Annotated in this window: 19 protein-coding genes; 12 read left to right on the top strand and 7 right to left on the bottom strand. The window is 62.5% G+C overall.

What is annotated here, in order from left to right; all coding sequences use genetic code 11:
• The first annotated feature begins 351 nt into the window (after nt 1–351).
• The 3 genes from ACQKPZ_RS08715 (at nt 352) to ACQKPZ_RS08725 (ending at nt 4,464) form a co-directional block, all read left to right on the top strand.
• Nucleotides 352–867 (top strand): sigma-70 family RNA polymerase sigma factor, encoded by a 516-nt coding sequence (locus tag ACQKPZ_RS08715; RefSeq protein ID WP_427536956.1) that lies wholly within the window; start codon nt 352–354, stop codon nt 865–867.
• A complete protein-coding gene (locus ACQKPZ_RS08720) occupies nt 864–1,847 on the top strand; it encodes a FecR domain-containing protein (protein WP_427536958.1) in 984 nt (327 codons plus the stop codon). The genes ACQKPZ_RS08715 and ACQKPZ_RS08720 overlap by 4 nt, the downstream gene beginning before the upstream one ends.
• Nucleotides 1,848–1,947: 100 nt before the next feature.
• Nucleotides 1,948–4,464 carry a TonB-dependent siderophore receptor gene (locus tag ACQKPZ_RS08725; protein ID WP_427536960.1) on the top strand — a complete coding sequence of 839 codons (2,517 nt, stop codon included), beginning with the start codon at nt 1,948–1,950 and terminating at the stop codon, nt 4,462–4,464.
• 386 nt (nt 4,465–4,850) lie between these two features.
• Here ACQKPZ_RS08725 and ACQKPZ_RS08730 read toward each other — a convergent pair whose 3' ends face one another.
• A complete protein-coding gene (locus ACQKPZ_RS08730) occupies nt 4,851–7,148 on the bottom strand; it encodes a TonB-dependent siderophore receptor (RefSeq protein WP_427536962.1) in 2,298 nt (765 codons plus the stop codon).
• Between the two features lie 140 nt (nt 7,149–7,288).
• Here ACQKPZ_RS08730 and ACQKPZ_RS08735 point away from each other — a divergent pair, with 140 nt between their 5' ends.
• The 3 genes from ACQKPZ_RS08735 to ACQKPZ_RS08745 all read left to right on the top strand — a co-directional run bounded on the left by ACQKPZ_RS08735 (nt 7,289) and on the right by ACQKPZ_RS08745 (nt 11,303).
• Nucleotides 7,289–8,011 (top strand): response regulator, encoded by a 723-nt coding sequence (locus ACQKPZ_RS08735; protein WP_427536964.1) that lies wholly within the window; start codon nt 7,289–7,291, stop codon nt 8,009–8,011.
• 1 nt (nt 8,012) lies between these two features.
• Complete coding sequence (locus tag ACQKPZ_RS08740) at nt 8,013–9,380, top strand: ATP-binding protein (RefSeq protein WP_427536966.1); 1,368 nt, start codon at nt 8,013–8,015, stop codon at nt 9,378–9,380.
• Between the two features lie 252 nt (nt 9,381–9,632).
• Nucleotides 9,633–11,303, top strand: a complete 1,671-nt coding sequence (locus tag ACQKPZ_RS08745) for an FMN-binding glutamate synthase family protein (RefSeq protein WP_427536968.1) — start codon at nt 9,633–9,635, stop codon at nt 11,301–11,303.
• Nucleotides 11,304–11,457: 154 nt separating this feature from the next.
• On the opposite strand, the gene ACQKPZ_RS08750 is transcribed toward ACQKPZ_RS08745, so the two are convergent.
• A complete protein-coding gene (locus ACQKPZ_RS08750) occupies nt 11,458–12,777 on the bottom strand; it encodes an OprD family porin (protein WP_403194118.1) in 1,320 nt (439 codons plus the stop codon).
• Between the two features lie 475 nt (nt 12,778–13,252).
• Between ACQKPZ_RS08750 and ACQKPZ_RS08755 the strand changes: the two genes are divergently transcribed.
• Nucleotides 13,253–15,322 carry a TonB-dependent receptor gene (locus ACQKPZ_RS08755; RefSeq protein WP_427536971.1) on the top strand — a complete coding sequence of 690 codons (2,070 nt, stop codon included), beginning with the start codon at nt 13,253–13,255 and terminating at the stop codon, nt 15,320–15,322.
• 131 nt (nt 15,323–15,453) lie between these two features.
• On the opposite strand, the gene ACQKPZ_RS08760 is transcribed toward ACQKPZ_RS08755, so the two are convergent.
• Together ACQKPZ_RS08760 and aguA are read right to left on the bottom strand one after the other, a co-directional pair.
• A complete protein-coding gene (locus ACQKPZ_RS08760; RefSeq protein WP_026034717.1) occupies nt 15,454–15,651 on the bottom strand; it encodes a hypothetical protein in 198 nt (65 codons plus the stop codon).
• A 184-nt stretch (nt 15,652–15,835) separates the two neighbouring features.
• Nucleotides 15,836–16,942 carry an agmatine deiminase gene (gene aguA / locus ACQKPZ_RS08765; RefSeq protein ID WP_403194113.1) on the bottom strand — a complete coding sequence of 369 codons (1,107 nt, stop codon included), beginning with the start codon at nt 16,940–16,942 and terminating at the stop codon, nt 15,836–15,838.
• Between the two features lie 278 nt (nt 16,943–17,220).
• Here aguA and rfbC point away from each other — a divergent pair, with 278 nt between their 5' ends.
• From rfbC to ACQKPZ_RS08785, 4 genes are read left to right on the top strand one after another with little or no spacing between them, the layout of a single operon-like run.
• The gene (rfbC, locus tag ACQKPZ_RS08770) at nt 17,221–17,766 is read left to right on the top strand and encodes a dTDP-4-dehydrorhamnose 3,5-epimerase (RefSeq protein WP_427536973.1); all 546 of its coding nucleotides are present in this window, start codon (nt 17,221–17,223) and stop codon (nt 17,764–17,766) included.
• A 42-nt stretch (nt 17,767–17,808) separates the two neighbouring features.
• Nucleotides 17,809–19,623: a sensor histidine kinase gene (locus tag ACQKPZ_RS08775; protein ID WP_427536975.1), complete on the top strand. Its 1,815-nt coding sequence runs from the start codon at nt 17,809–17,811 to the stop codon at nt 19,621–19,623.
• Nucleotides 19,620–21,026, top strand: coding sequence for a sigma-54-dependent transcriptional regulator (locus ACQKPZ_RS08780; protein WP_427536977.1), 1,407 nt, complete (start codon nt 19,620–19,622; stop codon nt 21,024–21,026). Before ACQKPZ_RS08775 ends, ACQKPZ_RS08780 begins: the two co-directional genes overlap by 4 nt.
• A complete protein-coding gene (locus ACQKPZ_RS08785) occupies nt 21,026–21,481 on the top strand; it encodes a YiiD C-terminal domain-containing protein (protein ID WP_427536978.1) in 456 nt (151 codons plus the stop codon). The genes ACQKPZ_RS08780 and ACQKPZ_RS08785 overlap by 1 nt, the downstream gene beginning before the upstream one ends.
• 150 nt (nt 21,482–21,631) lie before the next feature.
• On the opposite strand, the gene cysQ is transcribed toward ACQKPZ_RS08785, so the two are convergent.
• A complete protein-coding gene (gene cysQ / locus ACQKPZ_RS08790; RefSeq protein ID WP_427536980.1) occupies nt 21,632–22,450 on the bottom strand; it encodes a 3'(2'),5'-bisphosphate nucleotidase CysQ in 819 nt (272 codons plus the stop codon).
• Nucleotides 22,447–23,013, bottom strand: a complete 567-nt coding sequence (gene nudE / locus ACQKPZ_RS08795; RefSeq protein ID WP_391128453.1) for an ADP compounds hydrolase NudE — start codon at nt 23,011–23,013, stop codon at nt 22,447–22,449. Before nudE ends, cysQ begins: the two co-directional genes overlap by 4 nt.
• Nucleotides 23,014–23,077: 64 nt before the next feature.
• Between nudE and yrfG the strand changes: the two genes are divergently transcribed.
• Entirely contained in the window at nt 23,078–23,740 is a 663-nt protein-coding gene (gene yrfG / locus ACQKPZ_RS08800) for a GMP/IMP nucleotidase (protein ID WP_427536982.1), read from the top strand.
• 112 nt (nt 23,741–23,852) lie between these two features.
• Here the strand turns inward: yrfG and lysM are convergent, their stop codons facing one another.
• Nucleotides 23,853–24,293 (bottom strand): peptidoglycan-binding protein LysM, encoded by a 441-nt coding sequence (lysM, locus tag ACQKPZ_RS08805; protein ID WP_016714471.1) that lies wholly within the window; start codon nt 24,291–24,293, stop codon nt 23,853–23,855.
• Nucleotides 24,294–24,417 lie beyond the last annotated feature (124 nt).

Below are 24,417 nucleotides of genomic sequence, written 5' to 3' on the forward strand. Positions count from 1 at the left end.
TGCTTTCTTGAGGCAGTCAGCTTCTTCCGCCTCACGCCGTACATGCGCCCATTTCAAATACCGGATGATGCCTGCCATACCGTCAGACCGGGCACCCGACTGCGAGAACTCACACGACGATCCAAATTTGACCGGCACTTGCGGCTAGCCCTCATCTCTCAGCCATCAACTTAGACTTGGTTTGATTTGCCCGCTGCGCTCTCGTAGGGTCAATCGCTAAATCAATGCGTGAGATGAAGTTCGATAAGCGCTGACCGCGCGCCCTCTCGCAACACCTTGTCATCCCCAACCACCCCCAGCTAAGATGCGACAAATTCTCATCCGCATTCCTATCTGAACCCAAGGCCCGCAGTGTCCTCACCACCCGCTCCGCCTTCCGTGCAAACAGATATCCAGTCCCTCTACACCGAGCACCATGCCTGGCTCGTCGACTGGCTGCGCAAGCGCTTGCGCCAGGGTGACAATGCCGCAGACCTGGCCCAGGACACCTTCGTCAACGTGCTCGGCAAACCCGAGCGCCTGAAAGACGTGAACCAGCCACGCGCATGGCTAAGCACCATCGCCCGAGCCCTGGTAATAGACCGTGCCCGCCGCGACCGAGTGGAAAGGGCCTACCTTGACGCAATCGCGCATTTGCCTGAAGCCTTGGTGCCCTCGCCCGAAGCACAGATGATCCTGCTGGAAACCCTGGCCCAGGTAGACGCCCTGCTCGACGGCTTGCCGCCCAAGGTGCGCAAGGCCTTTCTACTTTCGCGGCTGGATGGCCTGGGCTACAAGGAAATCGCCCTGCAACTGGGGGTCAGCCTGAGGTCGGTGGAAAGCTACATGGCCAAGGCCATCCGCCACTGCTACTTCGCCACCTTATGACCAGCGCAGCCCGCCCCGACTTGCCAGAAGAGGTACTCGACCAGGCGATCACGTGGATGGTGCGCCTGCATTCCGGCTACGCCGACGCGCAGGCGATGCAGGGCTGCCTGCACTGGCGCCAGCTGCATCCGTTGCATGAGGCGGCCTGGCAGGCGCTGCAGCGCAATGAATCGACGCTCAGCAACCTCGCCGGCCTGTCGGGCGTACCCGGTGGTGTCGCCCACGATACGTTGGAGCGCATGCAGCATCGGCAGTTGGGCCGCAGGCGGCTGCTTCAGGTGGTGGGTACCGGCCTGATCATTGGCGCGACGGGCTGGCAAAGCCGGGAGGGTGTTCAGCGTTGGGCGGCAGACTACAGCACGGCCCCGGGTGAGCGGCGAACGCTGATACTCGCCGACGGCACACGGTTGCAGCTCAATACCAGAACGGCAGTGGATGTGGTGTTCAGCGAGCACCAGCGGCTGATCAAGCTTTTGCAGGGCGAGATATTCATCGACACCGGGCCCGACGATAGCGTGCCCGGCGGCAAGCGCAGTTTCTGGGTGCATACCGCCCAAGCCCGGTTGCAGGCGCTGGGTACCGCTTTCGCGGTGCGCCAGGATGAGTCCACTACCAGGCTTGCGGTCGAACACAGCCAGGTTGCTATTCACCAACACATGCAGCAGCAATTGGTCGAGGCCGGTGAGCAGTATTCGATCAGCGCCGAAGGCTGCGTGAAGCTGCCAATGGGCGAGATGGATGCCAGCGCCTGGACGCGGGGTCAGCTGGTAGCCCGCAGCATGTCGATGCAGGCACTGGTCAGCGAGCTGGCCCGCTACCAGCGTGGCTGGCTGGCCTGTGCGCCTGAGGTTGCCGGGTTGAAGGTTTCCGGTGTATTCCAGCTTGCTGACATCGACCGGGCGCTGGATGCACTCGAAGAGTCGATGCCGGTAAGAATCCAGCGCGTCACCCGGCTGTGGCGTCGCGTGGTAGCAGTTTGAGCTGTTTTTGCAAAAAAAGGGCGCTTCAGGGTGCGGGTTTTTCGGAGCACTTCGGCTAACAGGGAAAAGACCCCTGCCAAACGAATGGAGCTCGATTCACATGCCATCCGCGTTTCCTCCCCGCCCGGTTGCCAAAACCCGCCTTGCCCTGGCGCTGCGTGGCGTGCTGCTCGCCAGCGCGGCAAGTGTGGCGCTGCCAGTGGGTACGGCACATGCCGCCCAGGCTGACGTTCGCCATTACGACCTGCCTGCTGGCGCGTTGGAACAGTCGCTCAACGCATTTGCCCAAACGGCCAACATCAATTTCTCATATGACCCGGCGTTGGTACGCGGCAAGCATGCGGCGGCCCTGAGCGGCGACTACACCATCGAGCAGGGCCTTGGCCTGCTTCTGCTGGGATCTGGCCTGGGCGCCACCCAGGCGGCCAATGGGAACTGGTCCCTGGACCCGGTCGCCGTTACCGGGGGCGCGGTGATGGAACTGGGCAGCACGCTGGTCAGCGGCCAGGGCATGGGCGAGATGACCGAGAACAGTGGCTCGTACACCACCGGCGCGGTCAGCGTGGGCTCCAAGAGCCCGACCAGCCTGCGCAACACACCACAGTCGGTGTCGGTGCTGTCCAGCCAGCTGATCGAGGACCGCGCCGTCAACAGTCTGCAGGATGCGCTGAAAATGGCGCCTGGGGTGACGGTGCAGAAAACCACCAGTGACACCTACGAGTTCTACTCGCGTGGTTTCAATATCGACAGCATCCAGATCGACGGCGCTGCGCCAATGGCCTTGTCGTCGGTGGCCACCAGCTTCTACTCGCGCCGGCTATACAACCTGATCGAATTCGACCACGTTGAAGTACTGCGTGGTTCGGGGGCGTTGTTTGGCGGTGTGGGCGACCCGGGCGGTGTAATCAACCTGGTGCGCAAGCGCCCGCTGTCAGACTTTCAGTTGAAGTTCGAGGCCGCCGCCGGCTCCTGGGACAATTATCGCTCGCAAATCGACGTGACCGGCCCATTGACCGAAAGCGGCAACGTACGCGGGCGCGTGGTGACGGCCTACACCGACCGCCAGTACTTCACGGACAGGCTGGCCACACAAAAGCCTACGATCTACGGAGTGTTTGAGGTCGACCTGGGGCCGCAGACCATCTTCACCCTGGGCGGCATGTACGAGAGCACTCACTCCAACTCGTCGCTGGGCCTGCCGCGTTATAGCAATGGTGCTGATATCGGGCTGCCACGGCATACCAACTTTGGGCAGAACTGGTCGTACATGGACAATATCTCTCAGGAGATCTTTACCAAGGTCGACCATTACTTCGACAACGACTGGAAGCTGAACGTCTCGTACACCAATACGCGCGATGCGGGCAAGGCACTGGCCGCAGTGTCGGGTAATGCCGTCAACCCGGTGACCATGACCGGGCCTGTGTGGCGTGCCAGCTATAACGTTTACTCAACCAGCCAGGATCTGATCGACAGCAACTTGTCCGGCAGTTTCGATGCCTTTGGCCGCGAGCATCAGTTTGTGGTGGGTAGCGACTACCAGCGTGTCACCAGCCGCTGGCAGGGTGCGGGGGCGTTCACCGGCACCGGCGTGCCCATCGACATCTACGACCCGGGGTACTGGAAGCCCACCACGATTTCGCTGGAGACCCCGCGTGACTACAGCCCCAACACGCAGGAGCAGTACGGGATGTACGGGCGCCTGACCCTGCAAGTGACCGACCCGCTGAAAGTCATACTGGGTGGCCGGGCGGCCCGTTACCACTTCCAGCAGATCTATACCAACGCCGGGGTGGTGCAAAGCAACATCGACATGCGTGAACCTACGCGCTTCGTGCCTTACTTTGGCGCAATCTACGACCTCGATCAGCAATGGTCGCTGTATGGCAGCTATTCGAAGATCTTCAAGCCCCAGCAAAGCTACCTGTTCGGGCCGGAAAACAGTAACCAGGTGCTGGAGCCGCTGGTGGGTCACACCTCTGAATTGGGCATCAAGGGTGAACTGCTCGATGGCCGCCTGAATACCAGCCTTGCCGTTTTCTACACCAAGCGCAAGAACGGCGCGATACGGGACACCACCTACGAGTCCAAAGACACACTGTATGGGGGCAGCTGCTGCTGGTTGAACCAGGGTGAGGTGATCAGCAAGGGTATCGAACTTGAGGCCACGGGCGAAATCCTTGAAGGCTGGAATCTGATGACCAGCTATGTGTACAACTACAACAAGAACGAGAACACCAACAAGGGGCTGAACACGATCACGCCCAAGCATCAGTTCAAGGTATGGACGACTTACCAGTTACCAGGGGAGTTCTCGGACTGGACCGTGGGCGGTGGCGCTGATATGCAAAGCGCCACGTATGTGAGCGGTGAAACAGTGCGGGTGGATGGCAATGGCAACGTTGTGCAGCAGAAAATCCCGTTCGACTACAAGCAAAGTGGCTACGCGGTGTGGAATGCGCTGCTGAAGTACCGCGTGGACGACCACTGGACCGTGTCGCTGAACGCCAACAACCTGTTCGACAAGAAGTACTACCAGACGGTTTCCAGCGCGGCGAACGGCAATTTCTATGGTGACCCGCGCAATTACATGCTGACGTTGAGAGGCACATTCTAGTCGTCAGTAGCTTGGCCTTCAGGCGATACACCCAAGTGGCTGAACCCAACTGAAAGGGGCCGCTTTGAGCGGCCCCTTGTGGGAGCAACTGTCTTGTGCTGCTTGTGCGGACCTCTTCGCGGCTAAAGCCGCTCCCACAGATACTGTGTTAACCCAAAGCCAGCGCAGTCCCTGTGGGAGCGGGCATGCCCGCGAAACAGGCGATGCGGTGGATGGCACCGGCTTTGCCGGTGTTCGCGGCGGTTCGACGCATCGACGCGCCCGCTCCCACAGAGACAGCGCAGGGCTTGAGCGACCCCGGCATTATCTGCATGCGCGCCGAGATACTGGGGCCGCTGCGCGGCCCATCGCGACGCAAGGCCGCTCCTACACCTGACCGCGTCCGGTCAGAACGCAGTGCTCACCGTCAGCGACAGGTTGCGCGGGTCGCCATAGATGCCCCCGGCATAGAACCCGTACTGGGTGTAGTAGTGCTTGTCGAACAGGTTGTTGGCATTGAGGGTGACGGCAGTGTCATCGGTCACCTGGTACTTGGCCATGGCATTCCAGATGGCATAACCGGACCAGTTCACGTCGGTCGCACCGTTGCTCACGCCATTGGTGGGCTGGCCGGCCGGGCTGGAAATGGCCCGGATGTTGGTCTGTGCTGTCACGCCGGCACCCACGGTCAGACGGTCGAGCGGGCCGCTGAGGCGGTAGGTGGTCGAAGCCTTGAACAGGTGCGACGGGTCGCTGCGGCCGTCGCTGTCAACGCGACGGAAGTGCAGGTAGGTGTAGCCGGCATACACGTTCCAGTTGGGGGTCAGCGCGCCTGCCACTTCCAGGTCGATACCGTCGGTCTCCACGCCGGAGCCTGCCTTGTAGGCGCTGGCACCGGTTGGCGTGGTCAGGTCGCCGTCCAGCACGGCCTTGTTTTCCTGCTTGGTGCGGAAGTACGCCGCCGACGCATTCAGGCGGCCATCGAACCACTCGCCCTTGATACCTGTCTCGTAGCTTTGCCCACGAATCGGTTCGACCTTGCTGCCGCTCACCGTCTCCGACGTTTGCGGGGTGAAGATATCGGTGTAGCTGGCGTACAGCGAGTAGTTGTCGTCGAGGTCGTACACCGCGCCCAGGTACGGGGTGACGATGCCGTTCTCTTCCTGGCTGCTGCGCTCACCGGCCACGCTGCGGGTAACCGACGAGTAATTGCTGGTGCGCACGCCCACAATCACCGACAACGGGTCGGTAATGCTCAGGCGGGTGGCGGCGTACATGCCTTGCAGGCGGGTGGTGGTCTTGCTGTGCAGGCCGGTACGCGAGGCGATGATGTCGTAGTCGTCATCCACGCCATTGTGCCAGTTGGTCACCGGGAAGCCGTTGTTGGCGCGGAACTGGCAACCCAGTGCCGGTGCGCTGGCCATGCCGTCGCCAACCATGGTGCAGGTGTATTGCGGCGACCAGCCCACGGTGCGGCTGTCGTTGTAGCCGACCATGGCCTGGTGGGTGCGGCCGAACAGCTGGAACGGGCCGGACAGGTCGATCTGCGCCGACTGCTGGGTGGTGTCGCTGGAGCTGTGCAGGCCGTTGAGCACGGCGCCGCTGCCATCCTGGTCCCAGTAACCGCCATAGCTGCCGCGCCCGGCCGAGTTGACCTTGGCCAGGCCGCGGTGGTTGAGGGCTTCGGTGGTGGCCTGTGAGGCTTTCAGGTCCAGGGTCCAGTCGTTGTCGAAGCGGTGCTCCAGCGAGCCGAATGCGGTGCGGGTGGTGTACTCGCCAAAGCTCCAGCTCGGCACCACGTTGGTGCTGCGTGGCAGGTCGGTCTTGCTGCCGTCGCGGTACCACAGCGGGATGTTCGCACCCCAGCCGCCGCCGACCACCTTGTTGTACTCGTACTGGTAGCCGGCGCCCAGGGTGGTGGCGTCGTCCAGGTCGAACTCGAAGTTGGCCAGGGCGGCGCGGGAGCGCTCGGACTGGTTGTCGCGGAACGAGTTGGCGTCCTGCTGGGTCATCACGAAGCGCGAACGCAGGCGGCCGTCTTCGGACAGCGGCAGGTTCAGGTCGGCGCCCAGGCGGCGTTTGTCCCAGCTGCCGTAGGTGGCGTACGCGCTGCCGCCAAAGGTCTTGGTCGGCGCCTTGCGGATCAGGTTGACGGTGGCCGAAGGGTCGCCGGTTCCGCCCAGCAGGCCGTTGGCACCACGCACGATATCGATGCGCTCGTACAGGTCCATGTTCAGCGCGTTGCCGCTGCCGCTGAAGTCCGAACCGCCCTGGGTCTGCAGGCCATCGACCTTCCAGTTGCTGATGGAGTAACCACGGGCACGGTAGTCGGTACGCCCGCCCACTTCCGACTTGTTGGCGGTTACGCCCGGCGTGGTTTCCAGCGCCTGCTCGATGGTGTGGATGCCGCGGTCTTCCATCTGCTGGCGGGTGATGGTGGTGACCGACTGCGGCGTCTGCCGTGGGGTCAGGTTCAGGCCGGTGGAGCTGCGGGTGCTCTCGACCGTGTAGCCGATCTGGCCGGTATCGTCAGCGGAAAGCAGCGCGCTGTCTTCGATCTGGGTGGCATCCAGCTCCAGCGGCTTGCTGTCTGCGGCCACGGCACCGCCACTGATGGCGACGGCAATAAAGAAGGCGAGTGGCTTGAGGTGGCTGCCGCCACGGGTGAACGCGGAGGGGGTTTTAGGGGTACTGGTGAAGTTCATTTGGGAAGGCTTCGTATTTGCAGTTGATTTTTTGTTAGGATTCTAGGGATCGGCCCTCCCGGCTCCAGACCCGACATGTACGGGGATGTAATTGAACGTAACGAGCGCCACCGGCCCTCACCGAACAGGTATTTTCCCGCATGAGCACGACCCTGCTGGTTGTCGATGATGACGACGAGATCCGCGAACTTCTTTGTGATTACCTGACAGATGCCGGCTACAACGTGCTGGCGGCTGCCGACGGCGAGCAAATGCGCGGCCAGCTGGCCCGGCACAAGGTGGAGCTGGTGGTGCTCGACTTGATGCTGCCGGGTGAAGACGGCCTCAGCCTGTGCCGCCAGCTGCAAGCGACGCCAGGGCTGGCGGTGATCATGCTGTCGGCGAAGGGCAGCACGCTGGACCGCATCATCGGGCTGGAAGTCGGCGCCGACGACTACCTGGCCAAGCCGTTCGAGCCACGTGAGCTGATCGCGCGGATCAAGGCCGTGCTGCGTCGCCCGCAACGCCTGGAAACACCCGCAGAAGAACCTGCCGTGGTGGATGCCCAGCTGTTCGCAGGCTTTCGCCTGGAGCACGTAAAGCGCCTGCTCACGCGCCCTGATGGAGAAACCCTGACCCTGCCGCGCTCCGACTACCGCGTGCTGCGTGAATTGCTGGAAGCCAACAACCGGGTGGTTTCACGCGATCAGCTGACCCGCAGTGCATTCGGCCGCGACCACCTGCCCGACGACCGTTCGGTGGACATGTGCGTCAGCCGCCTGCGCCAGCACTTGCGCCGTGCACCGGCAGGCGCAGCGCAAATTCTCACCATCCGCAATGAAGGCTACCTGCTGAGCATCGCCAGCTTTGAGGCGGATGCCTGAGATGCGCTGGCTTCGCCGGCTGTGGCCGCGCACCTTGTTTGGTCAGCTGTTGCTGATCATGGTCAGCGGTACGCTGGTGATCCAGTTGATGTCGAGCAGCATCTGGTTCGATGTGCGTTTCGCCCAAGTGCTAGAGGCGCCCGTGCGGCTGATCGCAGCGCGCAGTGCGCCGCTGATTGCCCAGGCAAACTGCCACGCCGGCACGCTGCAGGTACCCGCCCACTACCAACTGCGCTGCGCCGAAACCCTGCCCGAGCCTGAACATGACGAGCGCCGCGGGCGCAGGCGCGTGGAGCTGTTGCTGCACCAGGCCCTCAAGTACGAACTGGGGCATGCCCAGCAGGTGCGCTTGATGAAGGTGCAACTGACCGATGAACTGGGCCAGCCGATTGTCTGGCGTAGCCTGTTCGGGCTGCGTACCGCACAGGCGCATATCCAGTTTGCCGTGCCGTTGGCCGATGGCCATTGGCTAACCATCGATGGTCAGGAACTACAGGGTTGGAGCGGCGAGTCGGCCTGGGTGCTGATCAGCGATTATCTGCTGAGGGTGTATGCGCTACGCATCGTCGCGGTGTTGCTGGTGTGCCTGATTGCCGTGCGCCTGTGCCTGCGCCCGTTACGGCGCCTGGCCGATGCCGCACGGGGGCTGGGTGGCAACCTGGAGCAGCCGCCGTTGGCACTGGATGGCCCGGAGGAAGTTCGCCAGGCGGCCCAGGCCTTCAATGCCATGCAGCAGCGGCTTATTGCCATGGTCAATGACAAAGCCTACTTCCTGGCTGCCGTGTCTCACGATCTGCGCACCCCGCTGACCCGCATGCGCCTGCGGCTGGAGCGCCTGCCGGACGACGAACACCGCCAGCGCCTGCAACAGAACATTACGCAGATGGATGACATGATCGGCCAGGTACTGGATTACCTGCGCGCGGGAGAGCAACTGAACTTGCAACAGGTGGACCTGGACCGGCTGGTGGCACGCCAATGCGCCGAATTGGCTACCGCCGAAGAGCCGCTGCCGGTGCATGGCCACGCTGGCGACTCACAGGTCGATGCCCTGCTGTTGCAGCGTTGCCTGCAGAACCTGCTGGTCAATGCACTGCGCTATGCCAAAGACGTCTCGGTCACGCTGGAACAGGCTGTGAGTGGGGTGTTCATCCACATCGACGACCGCGGGCCGGGCATCGCGCCAGCGCTGCTGGCCACCATCACCGACCCGTTCGTGCGCGGGGAGGGCTCGCGTAACCAGGCCTCTGGCGGGTATGGGCTGGGGTTGAGCATTGCCCAGCGGATCGCCACCAGCCATGGGGGCGATCTGATGCTGTCGAACCGCGACGGCGATGGGTTGCGGGTCAGCATTTTGCTACCCGGTTAAGCCGTTGCGCGGTACCCCTGTAGGAGCGGCCTTGTGTCGCGATGGGCTGCACAGCAGCCCCCGTTTAACGGTGTTGACGCGAAGATTGCCGGGGCCGCGTTGCGGCCCTTTCGCGACACAAGGCCGCTCCTACAAAGGACCGCATTAACCTCGGCATACACATTCAGGTAACAGTCTTTTACCGATTACCCAGGTTTTCCCCTGCCCGCCTTTGCCTATCCTATGCCCGGTCATCCTGCCTGCGATGGACCCATGAAACACTCTCTGCCCAGCCGTTACGCCTGCCTCGCACTCTGCCTCGTTTTCACCTTCGCCAGCCTGCCGCTACTGCCCCAGCATTCCTGGCTGTGGCCACTGACACTGATCACTGCACTGCTCAGCCTGGTTGGCCTCAATGACCTGCGCCAGGGCCACCACGCCGTGCGCCGCAACTACCCGATCCTGGGCAACATTCGCTACCTGATCGAAACCATCCGCCCGGAAATCCGCCAGTACCTGATCGAGGGCGACGACGACAAGCTGCCCTTCTCCCGCTCGCAACGCTCGCTGGTGTACGCCCGCGCCAAAAACGAAAGCGCCGAGAAAGCGTTCGGCACGCTTAACGATGCCTACAAGCCCGGCTTCGAGTTCATCAGCCATTCAATGCTGCCGGTGGCCACGCCAGACCCGGCCTCGTTTCGCATTGCCATCGGCGGGCCGCAATGCCGCTTGCCCTACTCGGCCTCGATCTTCAACATCTCCGCCATGAGCTTTGGCGCACTCAGCGCCAACGCCATTGCAGCGCTCAACCGTGGGGCGCGCATGGGCCGGTTTGCCCATGACACCGGCGAAGGCAGCATCAGCCCATACCACCGCGAACATGGCGGTGACCTGATCTGGGAAATCGGCAGCGGCTACTTCGGCTGCCGCACCGAAAACGGCCAGTTCGACCCGCAGCGCTTCGCCGAACAGGCGCGCTCGCCACAGGTGAAGATGATAGAAATCAAGCTCAGCCAAGGTGCCAAGCCTGGCCATGGCGGCATTCTGCCGGGGCACAAGGTCAGCGCCGAAATTGCCGAGACCCGTGGCGTGCGCGTAGGCGAAGACTGCATCTCACCCGCGGCGCACAGCGCCTTCCGCACGCCAGTCGAGTTGCTGCAGTTCATTGCCAGCCTGCGCCAGCTGTCGGGCGGCAAGCCAGTGGGTTTCAAGTTCTGCCTGGGCCACCCGTGGGAGTTCATGGGCATTGCCAAGGCCATGCTGGCCACCGGCATCACCCCGGACTTCATCGTTGTCGATGGCAAGGAAGGGGGTACCGGCGCGGCACCTCGCGAGTTCAGCGACAACATGGGCGTGCCCATGCGCGAAGGCCTGATGTTCGTGCACAACACCCTGGTCGGCCTGAACCTGCGCGCCAGCATTCGCATTGGTGCTGCCGGCAAGATCGTCAGCGCGTTCGATATCGCCAGCGTATTGGCCATCGGCGCGGACTGGGTCAACTCGGCACGCGGCTTCATGTTTGCCATTGGCTGCATCCAGTCGCAGAGCTGCCACACCAACAAGTGCCCGACCGGCGTGGCCACGCAAGACCCGATGCGCCAGCGCGCCCTGGTGGTGCCGGACAAGGCCGAGCGGGTCGCCAGCTTCCACCGCAACACACTGCATGCGCTGGCCGAAATGCTGGCGGCTGCGGGCCTGGAACACCCATCGGAGCTCAAGCCCAAGCACCTGGCGCGGCGCATAAGCCCCAGTGAAATCGGGCTGTTCTCGGACCTGCACACGTTCCTCAAGCCAGGCGAGTTGCTCAGTGGCTCGATTGAAAGCGAGTTCTATGCGCGGATGTGGCGGATGGCGCGTAGTGACAGCTTTGCGCCGGAGACTGGGGACATTGCGGTAAAAACTGTGACATCAGCTGTTCGCCAACAACTGGCTGAACCAGCATGACAATCAGAACTGGGGCTGCGCTGCAGCCCTTCGCGGGCTTGCCCGCTCCCACAGGTACCGCGCCGCCTTCGAATTTGGCGCTGTACCTGTGGGAGCGGGCAAGCCCGCGAAGGGCCGCAGCGCGGCCCCAGGCTTTCATGCAAGCATCTGCGGATCAGAAGATGCTGATCGGGTACTCGACGAATACGCGGACTTCGTTGCCGTCGTCGTTGTAACCGTTCTGCTGCACGGCGTTGTTGGTACGCACGAACGAGCTACGCAGCTTGATGGACAGGTCCTTGGCCGGGCCGTCCTGCACCACGTAACGGATCTGGTTGAAGATCTCGCGCTCTTTACCTTCGCCGAAGCCCTGCGGGTTGGCGACGTTGCGGGTGTTGATGTTGTCACCCACCACGTAGGCCAGCTTGTAGGTCAGGCCCGGGATGCCGTAGGCACCGAAGTCCAGGCCGTAGCCCAGCTGCCAGGAGCGCTCGTCTTCGGCGTTGAAGTCGGACCAGTACGAGTTGGCCAGGTAGATGGTCGAACCACCGTCACCCACGCCACCGGCGTTCTGGTAGAAGCCGTAGTTGTAACCGGTGCTGCCGGTGCTGCGCTGGTGTGCGACGGTGAACGAGTGCGCACCGTACGCGTAAGTGGCAGCCAGGCTCCAGATGGTGTTGGAGTCGCCGTTCAGGCCGGCAGCCTGGACGTACTGCTTGTCGATGTCCGACTTGTAGCCGTTGAAGTCCAGGGTCAGGGACTGGTCGCTGGCGATCGGGAAGACGTAGTTCAAGCCCAGGTAGTGCTTCTTCATCACGTCTTCGTTGTCGGCGGTGTACAGCGAAGCGGTGAAGTTGTCGGTGAACTTGTAGCTACCACCGAAGACGTTGATCGACTTCAGGCCACCACCGTCACGGCGCTCGGCACTTTTGCGTGCTTCCTGGGTGAAGCGACCGGCGTTCAGTTCCAGGCCCTGGATCTCTTTGGAAGTGATCAGGGTACCGGTGAAGCTTTCTGGCAGCAGACGCGCGTCGTCGTATTGCAGCACTGGCAGGGCCGGCATCTGGTCACCGTACTTCAGCACGGTGTTGGAAATGCGGAACTTCACCGCTGCACCGGCGCGGGCCAGGTTGTGCGGCGAGCTGGCGTTGCCTTCGGCATTGGTGGTTTCGTGCGGCTTGAAGAAGTCGACGCCGCCACCACCGTTGTGGCCTTTGCCGCCATCAAGGCGAACAGCGTACAGGCCGAATGCATCGACGCCGACGCCGACGGTGCCCTGGGTGAAACCGGAGGAGAAGTTGCCGATGAATGCCTGGCCCCATTCGATCTGGTCGTCGGTGCCGTGCTTCTTGTCGCGGTTGATGTACGCGTTACGCAGCAGAACGTTGGCGTGGCTGTCTTCGATAAAGCCCTTGCTGTCGGCCTGGTCATTGGCCTGTGCCTGGGTCGCGGCGATCATCGCCAGGGCGACCAGGCTGATCCTGGTTTTCAACATGTTGTTTTCCTTATTTCTTAATCAAAAACGCTCTGCAATATGACGCCAGGAACCAACGCCCCTTCGTAGGTTCGACGCTATGCGGATCCAGCCGGGTGGGCCTACCGGTAAATACACGGCGGCCCTTGGCAGCAGCTTGGCCAAGGTCATGGCCAGCAGGCGTTGGCCGAATCCTAGCCGTGTGCGATTACAAATGTCAAAAAGTCGTGAAATGCAGGTTGATATAACCAAAATGACCGGCAGGTCTGGTGCATTTTCACGCCGGTTTGCGCTATCAGCGGGCAATTTATCTTGTGTCGGAAATTGCCAGTTGATCGAACGGACAATTTCCCTAAAACCGGAAAACGCATGATGGCGTAGTCCGTTACAAACGGATACATATGTAAAGACAAGCCTTTACAAATACCCAAGCAAGAGCAAATAGCAAGCATTACCATTCGCACCTCTTTTTCACCTGCCCGGTCCGGATGTGCCCATGCTTGTACCCTGCCGCCTTTCCCCACTTACGCTTGGCCTGTCGCTATTGTTCAGCGCCAGCCTGGCCAGTGCCGCCACCACCACGCTGCCAGAGTCGTCGGTTACCGCCGACAGTGAGCGCGAGAAGGACAACCCACGCGTCAAAGAGGTGAGCACCGCCACCCGTACCTCGACGCCTGTACGTTACGTGCCTCAGGCCATCGACACGGTGAAAACCGCCAACGTGCTGGACTACGGCAGCAACACGCTGGGCAAGGCGCTGGAGGGTATTCCCAACGTCAGCAGTGGCGCCGACACCCGTTTCGACAGCGTGCGTATTCGCGGCTTCGAGGCCAGCAACGACTTCTACCTGGATGGTATTCGAGACGACAGCCAGTACATCCGCGACCTGCACAACATCGAGCGGGTTGAGGTGTTGAAGGGGCCAGCGGCGGTGCTGTACGGCCGTGGCAGCCAGGGCGGTATCGTCAACCGGGTCAGCAAGGTGCCAGAACCTGGCCGCCGCTCGACCATCGAAGCACAGGCCGGCAGCGAAGACCTGCGCAGCCTGTATGCCGACCTCAGCGCCGACCCCAGCGACACCGTCAGCCTGCGCCTGAACATGGGCAACCAGGACAACAACAGCTTCCGCGATGGTATCGACGGCAGCCGCCAGCTGTTCGCACCATCGGTCAGCTGGCAGATCAACCCTGACCTGAACTGGCTGGTGCAGTACGAATACAGCCGCTACAACCGCACGCCGGACCGTGGCATCCCCGGGGCCAACGGCCGCCCGGCCGACGTCAGCCGCAGCACCACCTATGGCGACCAGCGCGACTACATCGATGATCGCGCCCAGTCCCTGCGCTCGCGCCTGAACTACCAGCTGAACGACACCTGGCAACTGCGCCATACCTTGGGCCTGTTCAAGCTCGACAGCGAATTCGACAACACCTACGTCACCGGCTACAACGCCGGCACCAATACCTTGACCCGCCAGCGCTGGCAGCAAGACCTGAACACCCGCAACCTGTCCAACAACCTGGAGGCCGAGGGCGACTTCGACACACTGGGCCTTGAGCACAAGTTGCTGGTGGGCCTGGAGTTCGCCAACCAGAAGCGTGACCCGGTGCTGTACAGCGCCGGTAGCCAGAGCCTGTCAGGCCTGGGCAAGCCCAGCCGGCCACACACTGGTACGTTGGTGGTATCGAGCAACAACCACACCGTGGTCGACAGCCGCGGCGTTTATCTGCAAGACCAGATCCGCCTGAACGATCAATGGCAGATTCTCGCCGGCGTGCGCTTCGACCAGTTTGAAGTGGAAACCACCAACAAAGAAGGCGTGCGCGAAAAGCAGGACAGCAACAGCACCAGCCCACGTCTGGGCGTGGTTTACACCCCATGGCGCGACCATTCGTTCTACGCCTCGTGGAGCAAGACCTTCTCGCCGGTGGGCGGTGGCCTGATCGGCATTACACCGGGTGCGCCGGGCAACAGCAATAAAACCGACCCGGAAGAGACCCGGCAAAAGGAAATCGGGGTGAAAAGCGACTGGCTCGACCAGCGCCTGACCACCACACTCGCCATCTACGAGCTGGAGCTGTACAACCGCCGCACACGCGACCCGGTTGACCCGAACATCATCCTGCTCAGCGGCCTGCAACGTTCGCGTGGTATCGAGCTGACCGCCACCGGCAACATCGTTGGCAACTGGTATGTACGCGGCGGCATCGGCCTGCAGGATGCGATCATCGTCAAGGACAACAACGGGCAGGAAGGCAACCGCATCAACGATGTGGCCAAGCGCAATGGCAGCCTGTTCGTGACCTGGAAACCAGAGCTGGGCTGGTATGCCGAAACCGGCCTGACGCTGGTGGGTGAGCGTTATGCGGACAACCAGAACACCACGGTGTTGCCGGGCTATGGCCGTTGGGATGCGTTGGCAGGGTACCGCACCCATGACTGGGATGTGCGGGCGGCGTTGAGCAACATTGCCGACAAGACCTATTACAGTTCAGCGACCAGTGCAGCGCAGATCATGGTAGGCGACCCGCGTAGCCTGGTGGTGACGGGTAGCTACAGCTTCTGATCTTTATTGCCTGTACTGGCCTCTTCGCGGGCGCGCCCGCTCCCACAGGACCACCACATGCCTCGAAACCTGTGAAACACCTGTGGGAGCGGGCATGCCCGCGAAGAGGCCGGTACAGGTTTAAATGATCATCAGTGCCACACCGCCATCAGCGCCTGCATTTCTGCTTCGCTGATCAGCCCTTGGGGGTAGCGTCCGGCAAGCAGACGTCGTGGGTCGGTCGTCCTGACCCTGATGCTTCCATGGTGTTTCAACCACTTCGCCACAACCTTGAGCGATTGGTGATTCACTGCCGATGGGCGCAATGCCGACTCACTTGCTGCGTTCATTTCTACACGTACTCCCTGGCCCGTGAGCGGCTAATTTACGTAAGAATTATTACAAATCCGAGCGCCTGGACTGGCCAAGCTATCTTGTTGAAAAACAATACAAAACGTATGCCACCCCGGCCTCCGGCCATCGCCCGAAAAAAAAGGCCCGTCATAAGACGGGCCTTCTTCATCCGGTACGCGGTCAGCGCTTGACCGGCGCCGGCTGCTGTTGGGTCAGGCAGTGGATGTTGCCACCGCCCAGCAACAGTTCACGGCCAGGTATCATCACCACCTCGTGGTCGGGGAAGATCTTTGCCAGGATCGCTCTGGCTTCGGCATCTGCCGGGTCATCGAAGCTTGGCGCAATGATGCCGCCGTTGACGATCAGGAAGTTCACGTACGAACCGGCCAGGCGCACCGACGGGTCACGTTCCTGGCTACCGGCCACCTGATCGACACCGGCACACTCTTCTGCAGTGGCAAACAGCGGGCCCGGGATCGGCATTTTGTGCACGATGAACTCACGGCCCTTGGCGTCGCGGGTGTTCTTCAACACCTCCATGGCCGCGTGGCAACGCGCATAGTTGGGGTCGTTGGAATCATCGGTCCAGGCCAGTAACACTTCACCCGGGCGCACGTAACAGCAGAAGTTGTCGACATGGCCGTCGGTCTCGTCGTTGTACAGGCCATCGGGCAGCCACACCACAGTGTCGACCGCCAGTTGATCGCGCAGCACGGCTTCAATCTGCTCGCGGCTCAGGTGCGGGTTGCGATTGCGGTTGAGCAGGCATTCCTCGGTGGTGATCACGGTGCCTTCGCCGTCCACGTGGATCGAGCCACCCTCCAGCACGAAGCCCTCGGTGTGGTAGCGCTGGCAGCGCTCCATTTCCAGCACCTTGGCTGCCAGCTCCTCGTCGCGGTTCCAGGGGGCGTACAGGCCACCATCGAAACCGCCCCAGGCATTGAAGCCCCAGTCCACGCCACGCACTTCACCCTGGTCGTTGATGACGAAGGTCGGGCCGGTGTCGCGCACCCAGGCGTCATCGTTGCTGATTTCAACCACACGAATGTTCGGCTGGTCGAGTTGGCGACGGGCGTTTTCGTACTGCCCGGCGGAGGCCGCAACGGTCACGGGTTCGAATCGGGCAATGGCTTTGGCCAAGGTAACGTGGGCAGCCTGCGCCGGCTTGCCGCCCAGGCGCCAGTTGTCCGGGCGCTCCGGCCAGACCATCCACACCTGGGTTTGCGGGGCCCACTCGGCGGGCATGTGGAAACCATCGGCACGGGGCGTGGAGTTGAGGGTTTTCATGGGTGACCTCTGTGATGGCCCTGAGCCGGAGTGCGCTGGGGCGTTTGTCAATTTATAACCGATATATATCTGTATTTAAAGCCCAAATGTCGGAAGAAACGGGGCAATTAGCCTGCTTTTAATCGATAACAATCCGCCAGTGGCTACCCCTGCCTGGTGCCGATGATAGTCTGACGTCTACCATAGCCATACCTTATGCATCCTGTTACAGCTCCCAGCGGAAAATTCCCGCGGAGCCGACTAGGGTCAATACTTAGGCAATGGGCCAGCGAGCCACTATGAACATCATCCCTACCGAAATCCCTGAAGTACTGATCATCGAGCCGCAGGTTTTCGGCGACAGCCGTGGCTTTTTCTTCGAGGCATTCAACGCGCGTGAGTTCGCCCGGCAAACCGGCGTGCAAACCGAGTTCGTCCAGGACAACCACTCCCGCTCCATCAAGGGCGTGCTGCGCGGGCTGCATTTCCAGGTGCAGAACACCCAGGGCAAGCTGGTGCGCGTGGTGCATGGGGAAATCCGTGATATAGCCGTGGACGTACGCAAAAGCTCGCCAACGTTCGGCCAATGGGTCGCGGTGAACCTGTCGGCCGAGAACCGTCGCCAACTGTGGATCCCCCCAGGCTTCGCCCATGGTTTTGCAGTGATAAGCGACTCGGCCGAGTTCCTGTACAAGACTACCGATTACTACAACCCGGGCGCCGACCGCTGCATTCGCTGGGACGACCCGCAATTGGCGATCGACTGGGGGCTGCAGCAACCACCGGTGCTGTCGGACAAGGACAAGGTCGGCCTGCCACTGTCAGAGTCGGAACTGCTGCCGTAACTAGCGCATAATTGCGTCAGACTTTTCTGGCGCATTTACGTGATGATTGCAAAACCCACGCCCCCACGCCGTCCCCGCTGGCGCAGCCTGGCCTTGCTGGCCCTGTGCCTGGCCCCGTTACTGTGGCCCCTGCACCACCTGGCCGAGCGTTACTACCAGGATGAGCTGGCCTCGCAGAACCGCCAGACCCTCGACCTGTACGTCGCCAACCTGCTCGGCACCCTGCACCGCTACGAAACCTTGCCGCAGATCCTCGGCGACCTGCCGGCGCTACGTGGCGTGCTGGCCGACCCGTTCCGCCTTGAAGCGGTGACCAACGCCAACCGCCTGCTCAAGGACATCGTGCAGCAGACCGGCGCCGAGGTGATGTACCTGATGGACATCAGCGGCAACACCCTGGCCGCCTCCAACTGGGACAAGCACGACAGCTTCGTCGGCCGCAATTTCGCCTTCCGCCCCTACTTCAACGAAGCCATGGCTGGGCATCTTGGCCGCTTCTTCGGCCAGGGCACCACCTCGGCCAAGCGCGGCTACTTCTTTGCCGCAGCCGTGCGGGATCGCGAGCGGGTTGTCGGCGTGCTGGTGGTAAAGGTCGACCTCGATCACACAGAAACGCTCTGGGGTCGTACCCCCGAACAGCTGCTGCTGACCGATCACAATGGTGTGGTCATCCTCACCTCTCGGCCCGACTGGCGCTTCCGTGCTACCCGTGCGCTGACCGAAGCCGAGCGCCAAGCCATCATCGCCATCCAGCCCTACCCGACTCAGGCTCCGCAGCCACTGGTGCTCAACCCGGAAGCCTGGCTCACCCAGACCCGCGACATCAAGGAAACCGGCTGGCAAGTCAGCATCCTTGCCCCGCGTATACTGGTCGATCGTTCGGTGCAAACGGTGATGGCCATCGGCGCCGGTACCTTGCTGGTGCTGATGCTGCTGGCCGGCCTGGTGATGCAGCGGCGGCGCCACTACATCGACCGTATCGACTTCGAGGCCCGCGGCCGTCAGGAGCTGGAAAAGCGCGTGACCCAGCGTACCGCTGACCTTGAGGGCCTGAATACCCGGCTCAAGAATGCCGTGCTGGAGCGCGAGAATGCCCAGCAGGAGGCGGTGCGCGCCCAGGACGAACTGGTGCAGGCCGGCAAACTGTCGGTGCTCGGCACCATGTCGGCCAGCATCAGCCACGAGCTCAACCAGCCGCTGGCAGCCATCCGCAGCTATGCGGAAAACGCCGAAATCCTGCTCGACCACCAACGCACAGAAGACGCCCGCGGCAACCTCAAACTGATCGGCGAACTGACCGGGCGCATGGCCTCGATCATCGCTCACTTGCGTGCCTTCGCCCGCCGCGACCGGCATGCCCCGGAGAGCGTGGCCCTGCAGCCGGCCCTGGACGATGCCCTGGCGCTGCTGGCCAAGCGCCGCCGGGCAATGGCCGTGGAACTGATCCGCGACCTGCCAGAAGCCACCTTGTGGGTACAAGCGGGTGAAACCCGCCTGCGCCAGGTGCTGGGCAACCTGCTGGCCAATGCCCTCGACGCCCTGACCGAAAAAGCCAACCCGCGCCGCCTGTGGTTAAGTGCCGAGCGGCGCGATGACTGCGTCTACCTGTACATCCGCGACAACGGCCCCGGTTTCAGCCGCCAGGCCCTGGAGCACGCCAAGGAGCCGTTCTTCACCACCAAGACCCGCACCCAAGGCCTGGGCCTGGGCCTGGCCATCTGTGAAAGCCTGATGCGTGCCTTGGGCGGCGAACTGCTACTGGCCAACCACCCGGAAGGTGGCGCACTGCTGACCCTGCAACTGCGTGTGGCCGCGCCTGGCGCTACGTTGCCCAATTCGGAGGACCTCTCGGCATGACCACCGGGACACTGATCGACAGCCAACCCCAGGTCATCCTGGTAGACGATGACCCGCACCTGCGCCAGGCGCTGAGCCAGACCCTGGACCTGGCCGGGCTCAATGTGGTCGCCCTGGCCGACGCCCAAGGCCTGGCCGACCGCATCGAGGCCGACTGGCCTGGCGTGGTGGTCAGCGACATCCGCATGCCCGGCATCGACGGGTTGCAGCTGCTGGAACAACTGCATGCCCGCGACAGCGAGCTGCCGGTGCTGCTGATCACCGGCCATGGCGATGTACCGCTGGCGGTGCAGGCGATGCGCGCCGGGGCTTATGACTTTTTGGAAAAACCGTTCGCCACAGACGCCCTGCTCGACAGCGTGCGCCGCGCCCTGGCCCTGCGCCGCCTGGTGCTCGACAACCGCAGCTTGCGCCTGGCGCTGAGCGATCGCCAGCAATTGGCCACCCGCCTGGTGGGCCATTCCCCGTCCATGCAGCGCCTGCGCGAGCAGATCGGGGCGTTGGCCGGTACCCGCGCCGATGTGCTGATTCTGGGTGAAACGGGCGCCGGTAAAGAGGTGGTGGCCCGTGCACTGCACGATCTGTCCAGCCGTCGCGACGGGCCGTTCGTGGCGATCAACGCGGGCGCGCTGGCCGAGTCGGTGGTCGAGAGCGAGCTGTTTGGCCATGAGCCCGGTGCATTCACCGGCGCGCAGAAACGCCGCATCGGCAAGTTCGAATTTGCCAACGGGGGCACGCTGTTCCTCGATGAAATCGAGAGCATGAGCCTGGATGTGCAGGTGAAGCTGCTGCGCATGCTGCAGGAGCGAGTGGTCGAGCGACTGGGTGGCAACCAGCTGATCCCGCTGGATATCCGCATTATTGCTGCAACCAAGGAAGACCTGCGCCAGTCCGCCGACCAGGGGCGCTTCCGTGCCGACCTGTATTACCGCCTGAACGTGGCACCGCTGCGCATTCCGCCACTGCGCGAACGTGGCGATGACATTCTGGTGCTGTTCCAGCACTTTGCCGACGCCGCCAGCCAGCGCCATGGCCTGCCCCCCCACACCCTGCAACCGACCCAGCGCGCCGTGCTGCTGCGCCACGACTGGCCGGGCAACGTACGCGAACTGCAAAATGCTGCCGAGCGCTTCGCCCTTGGCCTGGAACTGGCCCTGGATGGCCAGGCGCCCCCGGCGGCAGTGGCCGCGCCACCCGCACTGAGCGGCAACCTCAGCGAACAGGTCGAGCAGTTCGAACGCTCGCTGATCGCAGCTGAACTGGCCCAGCCACACAGCTCCATGCGCAGCCTGGCCGAGGCGCTGGGCATCCCCCGCAAAACCCTGCACGACAAGCTGCGCAAGCACAGCCTGAGCTTCGAAGGCGGCAGTGGCGGGCACGATGATCACGAGGACAACCGTTGATGAGCACCGATAGCCAGTACTTGCAGTCCGTACTGCACAGCGACATCCCACTGACCCGCGAAATGGGCCTGGAAGTGCTCGATTGGCAGCAGCACACCCTGCGCCTGCAACTGCCGCTGGCAGCCAACGTCAACCACAAGAGCACCATGTTCGGTGGCAGCCTGTACTGCGCAGCCGTGCTGGTGGGCTGGGGCTGGCTGCACCTGCGCCTGCGTGAGCTGGGGATAGATGACGGGCATATCGTCATCCAGGAGGGGCAGATCAGTTATCCATTGCCGGTTACCGGCGCCGCAGTGGCACGCTGCGCAGCACCGGACGAGAAAACCTGGGAGCGGTTCGTGACGATGTACCAACGCCGCGGGCGGGCGCGGTTGACGCTGGAAACCACGGTAAGCAATGCCGGCAGTGACCAGCCTGCTGTCACCTTCAGCGGCCAGTACGTGCTGCACCGCTAGCACAGTTATCGCGATTCCTGTAGGAGCGGCCTTGTGTCGCGAAAGGGCTGCGAAGCGGCCCCGGTTTTCAGCTTCGCCGCATACATTGCCGGGGCCGCTTTGCGGCCCTTTCGCGACACAAGGCCGCTCCTACAAAAACCGCGATAGCTATCAGATCAGTTTCAGGAAGGCCTGGCGCCATGCAGCGTTTGCCGGCAATGCCAGGAAGAACGGGTTAAGCAGCGACTCCCGCGCCGGATACCGGAACGGCAAGCCATCCACCCCGATAACCTCACCACCAGCCCCTTCCACCACCCCCTGCGCCGCAGCAGTGTCCCACTGCGAAGTCGGCGCCAGGCGCGGATAACAATCGGCACTACCCTCAGCCAACAGGCAGAACTTCAGCGAACTGCCAATATTGGCCAGCTCCAGTTCGCCCACCGCAGCCCCCAACCCGGCCAACAGCGCCTCCTGCTCCGGGCTGGAATGCCGGCGGCTGGCAACTACCGTGAAACGCTCACCCACGGGTGGTGCATTGCGTACCTGGATCGGCTGGGCTGCCTCACCGGCCTCTGCACGCCAGGCCCCGAACCCGCGCCCGCCGAAGTAACAGCGCCCGTTGGTCGGCATCGACACCACGCCAAACACCACTTCGCCGTTTTCAACCAGGGCGATGTTGACCGTGAACTCCTCACTGCCAGCGATGAATTCCTTGGTACCGTCCAGCGGGTCGACCAGCCACCAGCGGCTCCAGCCCTGACGCTCGGCCAGCGCAATGTTGCAGTCCTCTTCGGACAACACCGGAATGTGCGGGGCCAGCGCCAACAGGCCATCGGCAATTACCCGGTGCGCCGCCAGATCAGCGGCGGTAACCGGCGAATCGTCAGCCTTGTTGGTAACCGCTACATCAGCGCGCCAGAACGGCAGGATCGCCTCGCCTGCCGCCAAAGCCAGCTTCACCACTTCATGCATCAGTTGCAGGTCGCTCATAGCTCCAGCAGCCCCCGCTGGATCAGCAGATCACGCGCCAGGTACAGCGCCGCCAGGGCGCGCCCCTCGGTAAACTGCGGGTGCATGGCCAATGCCGACAGCTCGCGCAGGTTGACCTTGTCGACCCCCATCGGCTCTGGCTCATCGCCTTCAAGGCGTTCTTCGTACAGGTCGCTGGCCAGCACCACCTGGATCTTCTGGCTCATATAGCCCGGCGACAGCGACAGCTCGGTCAGGTGCTCCAGCTGGCGTGCGCCAAAACCGGCTTCTTCCTTGAGCTCCCGGTCAGCCGCAGCCAGCACATCTTCGCCCGGCTCGATCAGGCCTTTGGGCAACGACAGCTCGTACTCATCGGTGCCGCCGCAGTACTCCTCCACCAACACCGCGTGCTCGGCGTCGAGCATGGCCACGATCATCACCGCACCGTAGCCGTTACCCCGGCCCACCAGGCGCTCGTAGGTACGTTCGTTGCCATTGCTGAAGCGCAATTGCACGGCTTCGACGCGAAACAGGCGGCTGCTGGCGACGATTTCGCGGCTGAGGACGGTGGGTTTCTGGCGCATGGGGCGGCTCCTTGGCGTGAACGGGTTACTATACCGTGGCTTGCCGACTGAACGAGAGTTTCCCATGCCTGTTCTTCCCTGGTCTGCCATCGATACCGTCCTGCTGGACATGGACGGCACTCTGCTTGACCTGCATTACGACAACCGCTTCTGGCTGGACCACCTGCCCCAGCGCTATGCCGAGCTGCACGGGGTGAGCCGGGCCATGGCGGAAATGGAGCTGCAACCGCTGTTCGAGCGCAATGCCGGCACGCTGAACTGGTATTGCCTGGACTTCTGGAGCCGCGAGTTGCGCTTGCCAATCCGCGAGCTGAAGCAGGAAATCGCCGACCTGATAGCCCTGCGGCCGGATGCCGATACCTTTCTGGCGGCAATCCGCAAGGCGGGCAAACGGGTGGTGATGATCACCAACGCACACCGCGACTCGCTGTCGTTGAAGCTGGAGCGGGTAGAGCTGGCGCCGTATTTCGAGCGGCTGATCAGCTCGCACGATTATGGCTACCCCAAGGAAAGCCCGCAGTTCTGGGATGCCTTGCAGGCGGACATTGGCTTTGAGCCGGGGCGCAGCCTGTTTATTGATGACACCCTGGCGATACTGCGCAGTGCGCGGCGGTTTGGTGTGGGGCATCTGTTGGCGGTGCGCCAGCCGGATAGCAAGGCCGGGCCGCGGGATACCGAGGAGTTTGCGGCGGTCGAGGATTACCGGGATTTGTTGGTAGGCCTGTGAGGGCCCTTTCGCGGGCTTGCCCGCTCCCACAGGGATCGCGCACAGTTCAGGCCTGTGAGTGATCCTGTGGGAGCGGGTTTACCCGCGAAGAGGCCAGAACAGGCTGCCGAGATCACTCAGGAATACGCAGCACCTGCCCCGGATAGATCTTGTCCGGGTGCTTGAGCATCGGCTTGTTGGCCTCGAAGATCTTGTTGTACTGGTTGGCATTGCCGTAAACCACCACAGAGATGGCCGACAGGGTGTCGCCCTTCTTCACGGTAACGAACCTTGCCGCCGCCACCACCGGCCCGGTCACGGTGATCTGGTCCTCGACACTCGCCACACCGTTGATGTTACCCGCCGCCAAAATGATCTTCTCCTTCTCTTCCTGGCTGGCCACCTCACCCTTGAGGATGATCTTGTCACCCTCTACAGTGGCGGAGATGTTCGGGTTACCCAGGCCGACACTTTCCACGTGCTTCTTCAACTGCTCTTCGGCATTGGCATTACCGGGGGTCAGCAGGTCGATCAACTTCTCGCCCGCTTCCTTCACAAAACTGAACAAGCTCATAGCGCTCTCCTTGTTGACGAAACCTCGGACACAGCAGTCTAGGCCAGCTTTTCCCCTCCTGCCCCTGTGCGACCAATCGACGCGGTCTATCAAGGCATAGACCCTAGCGATTAGACGCCACCGG

Origin of the sequence: Pseudomonas sp. NPDC089547 (genome assembly GCF_050280665.1) — a bacterium.
In the GTDB taxonomy this organism is placed as follows: Bacteria; Pseudomonadota; Gammaproteobacteria; order Pseudomonadales; family Pseudomonadaceae; genus Aquipseudomonas.

Bases quoted from the DNA above. Each gene is read 5' to 3' on its own strand.
- ACQKPZ_RS08720 (WP_427536958.1), top strand. From the start codon at position 864: ATGACCAGCGCAGCCCGCCCCGACTTGCCAGAAGAGGTACTCGACCAG.
- ACQKPZ_RS08725 (WP_427536960.1), top strand. From the start codon at position 1,948: ATGCCATCCGCGTTTCCTCCCCGCCCGGTTGCCAAAACCCGCCTTGCC.
- ACQKPZ_RS08730 (WP_427536962.1), bottom strand. From the start codon at position 7,148: ATGAACTTCACCAGTACCCCTAAAACCCCCTCCGCGTTCACCCGTGGC.
- ACQKPZ_RS08735 (WP_427536964.1), top strand. From the start codon at position 7,289: ATGAGCACGACCCTGCTGGTTGTCGATGATGACGACGAGATCCGCGAA.
- ACQKPZ_RS08740 (WP_427536966.1), top strand. From the start codon at position 8,013: ATGCGCTGGCTTCGCCGGCTGTGGCCGCGCACCTTGTTTGGTCAGCTG.
- ACQKPZ_RS08745 (WP_427536968.1), top strand. From the start codon at position 9,633: ATGAAACACTCTCTGCCCAGCCGTTACGCCTGCCTCGCACTCTGCCTC.
- ACQKPZ_RS08750 (WP_403194118.1), bottom strand. From the start codon at position 12,777: ATGTTGAAAACCAGGATCAGCCTGGTCGCCCTGGCGATGATCGCCGCG.
- ACQKPZ_RS08755 (WP_427536971.1), top strand. From the start codon at position 13,253: ATGCTTGTACCCTGCCGCCTTTCCCCACTTACGCTTGGCCTGTCGCTA.
- ACQKPZ_RS08760 (WP_026034717.1), bottom strand. From the start codon at position 15,651: ATGAACGCAGCAAGTGAGTCGGCATTGCGCCCATCGGCAGTGAATCAC.
- aguA (WP_403194113.1), bottom strand. From the start codon at position 16,942: ATGAAAACCCTCAACTCCACGCCCCGTGCCGATGGTTTCCACATGCCC.
- rfbC (WP_427536973.1), top strand. From the start codon at position 17,221: ATGAACATCATCCCTACCGAAATCCCTGAAGTACTGATCATCGAGCCG.
- ACQKPZ_RS08775 (WP_427536975.1), top strand. From the start codon at position 17,809: ATGATTGCAAAACCCACGCCCCCACGCCGTCCCCGCTGGCGCAGCCTG.
- ACQKPZ_RS08780 (WP_427536977.1), top strand. From the start codon at position 19,620: ATGACCACCGGGACACTGATCGACAGCCAACCCCAGGTCATCCTGGTA.
- ACQKPZ_RS08785 (WP_427536978.1), top strand. From the start codon at position 21,026: ATGAGCACCGATAGCCAGTACTTGCAGTCCGTACTGCACAGCGACATC.
- cysQ (WP_427536980.1), bottom strand. From the start codon at position 22,450: ATGAGCGACCTGCAACTGATGCATGAAGTGGTGAAGCTGGCTTTGGCG.
- nudE (WP_391128453.1), bottom strand. From the start codon at position 23,013: ATGCGCCAGAAACCCACCGTCCTCAGCCGCGAAATCGTCGCCAGCAGC.
- yrfG (WP_427536982.1), top strand. From the start codon at position 23,078: ATGCCTGTTCTTCCCTGGTCTGCCATCGATACCGTCCTGCTGGACATG.
- lysM (WP_016714471.1), bottom strand. From the start codon at position 24,293: ATGAGCTTGTTCAGTTTTGTGAAGGAAGCGGGCGAGAAGTTGATCGAC.